We start from the raw sequence: 2594 nt of genomic DNA on the forward strand, positions 1-2594 counted from the left end.
ACCAACCTGACCTTCTAGGCGAAAGTTAAACCACTGGAAAAACTCGCCACCCACATCTGGACGAATCACCAATTGGATATTTTTTTATCTTCTAAATTGATACCATCAATATTACCTACATCGAATTCGCCGTGATACGCATAAACTTTCCTTAAGTAGTTTTTATAAGGGGGGGAGATTTTAAAAAATATTTATCAGAGTCATTCATCTATCATTATATTTTTAAGAACACAAATATATCATTTTTCTAAGCTGTAACCTATTCTTTACCTGCTGATGATGGTTTTTTAAGCACCACCTAGTACTTTAGCTACTTTCAATTTTATACAGACAATAGCCCATCTTCAGTAGGTTGTTAATATGCTGACATTGGATAGTCATCTGTCAAATCGTTTTGAGCGTAGTCCCGATGTGTTGATCCAAAATCGTATGCAGCAATGTACTCTTACCAGCACCATTAGATCCGATATCAAAAAACTGCTCTGAGCGGTCTTTTTTTATTATCTTACCTACTATTTATGGTAAGTAGCCCTTTATAGGGCTGATATCAGCTGGCAAATCATTTTCACCCAAGGCTTCCAATAAATTGATTTCAATCGTGCGCGATAAAGCCGTTAATGGCAATTGATTGTCCGCCAAGCCAAACGGTGATTCTAACTCCTCACTCAGGGCATCTAGTCCAAAAAAAGTATAGGCAATCACGCCGCAGATTACGGGCGTCACCCAACCCAAAGAAGATACCAAACCAAACGGCAGCATAAAACAATAAAGATAAGTAGTACGATGCACAAGCAAGGTATAAGCAAATGGCAGCGGCGTATTATGAATACGCTCACACGCTGCCAGCACCACCGTCATAGAGTTAAGGCGCTCATCCATATTTTGTACCATCTGCTCTGATAGCAGGTACTGCTGCCGACAGTATCCAAGCTCTTTACCCATCAAGCGCATCAGATAATCGGGCAGATTTTTTGCCTGCCGCATCTTGCTATGATACTTCAGCTCAACAAAGCGCTCGATATCTTCCCAAGGCGGTGTTTCTCGCAGTCGATGACGCACCGCATGAGTAAAAGCAATACTCAGGTAAATCAGGCGGCGCTGGGTATCTCGCCCTATGTCGCTATCTTCATCGATATAGGAGAGCGCTTGACGGCATAAAATTCGTGCATCATAAACTAATTGTCCCCATATTCCCCTTGCCTCCCACCAACGCTGGTAGCTGGCGTTATTACGAAAGCCCAAAAATAACGACAAGGCAATCCCAAGCAAGGTAAAAGGCGCGACGCTATAAGAAGAAAAAGAGCTTGGAAAGCCATGCTGAATATTGGTAATGAGCGCACTGATCAGACTGATCAGCAAAATTTGAGGGTATACCTTGGGAAGAATTGAGCCACGCAGAGTAAAAAACAGCTTGAAGGCGTTGGGCTTTTGTTTGACGATCATATTGACTTCCTAACACTGATACTTTTTGCCGTGGGAGATGATATCAGACTCGCCATAATAGCGGTAAAAAACATAGCACATGCATCTTTCATTCAGCGACGAATAAATATATACCTTACAAATAATGCAGGTTTTTTATGCGCTTATTATGCGATAGATTTCTAAAAAATCATTGGTTGTTATAGTGATGTAAGGATAACGAGGTCAAGGAGATATAGCAGATGCCATCCCTTAAAAATTCGACTATAGTAGATAGTGATACACTCATATAAACAAAATAAGGAATAGATAATGAAAAAACTAGGATTATGCACCGCCGTGGCACTCAGCCTAAGTGCGTGTGCTGGCGGAATGAATGGTGGTACATCGGGAAATACCATCGTTACCCAATACCCTGTCGAAGCTGCCATGCTCAACATCTATACTAAAGCGCGCAGTCAAAGCTTGGTGGCGACCGTCGGCAATCAAACTGCCTCAGCAGACATTACCGTCACACCAAAAGGTAATATGGTATTCAATAATAAACAAGTTCAAGCTGCCGAAGTCAACACTATTAATAAAGTAAATAATCAAATCACCGACCAATCTGTTGCCATCAACTATTTTACGGTAAATCCATTGGTCTTCCACGGTTATACTGATAGCTCAGGCAAATACTCATTAGCAACCCAGAGCACGACGCTTCCTAAGCTAGCAACCGTTGGCTCTTCCAGCCAGTTGATTGCAGAAGACGTATACGCCGATAGAAGTATGCGCAAGAAAATAGGTAGCTACAAGCAAGGCTGGTCTTTAGTAAGAGACACCAATAATACCGCTTGGTTCTGTGTAGATAATTCAGCCAACCTACTCCTCGCTAATGACCCTAATGGCACCTCGTCAGAATGCTACAAAATCAATGCGCGCGTTGATATCTTAGACAGTAGGGTCACGATTAACCAACCGACCACTAATGGCATAAAAGCGATTATATTTACTAGCCGCTAGAAATTTGCCTTTAAATCATTTAAAGCCCCACAAAAAAAAGCCCCCTGTGTATTAGACAAGGGGCTTTTTCATGTAAAGCTCGTTTATATTGCTATGATATCTATCGTCTTAAACAGCCACTTTATAAGCCGCTTTTTTGATACGCATATCACCAGTTTCAACGTAAC

General features: G+C 41.6%; 3 protein-coding genes. 1 reads left to right on the forward strand and 2 read right to left on the reverse strand.

Features of this window, described 5'->3' with window-relative positions; all coding sequences use genetic code 11:
* Both VLN09_RS02490 and VLN09_RS02495 read right to left on the reverse strand, forming a co-directional pair.
* Positions 1-69 (reverse strand): hypothetical protein (locus VLN09_RS02490; RefSeq protein WP_325243636.1); only part of this gene is annotated, 69 nt, incomplete at its 3' end.
* A 447-nt stretch (positions 70-516) separates the two neighbouring features.
* On the reverse strand, positions 517-1443 hold the full coding sequence (locus tag VLN09_RS02495; RefSeq protein ID WP_325243634.1) for a bestrophin family protein: 927 nt from the start codon (positions 1441-1443) through the stop codon (positions 517-519).
* 291 nt (positions 1444-1734) lie between these two features.
* Between VLN09_RS02495 and VLN09_RS02500 the strand changes: the two genes are divergently transcribed.
* Positions 1735-2427, forward strand: a complete 693-nt coding sequence (locus VLN09_RS02500; protein ID WP_325243635.1) for a hypothetical protein — start codon at positions 1735-1737, stop codon at positions 2425-2427.
* The last annotated feature ends 167 nt before the right edge of the window (positions 2428-2594 follow it).

This window comes from Psychrobacter sp. (genome assembly GCF_035469765.1).
In the GTDB taxonomy this organism is placed as follows: Bacteria; Pseudomonadota; Gammaproteobacteria; order Pseudomonadales; family Moraxellaceae; genus Psychrobacter.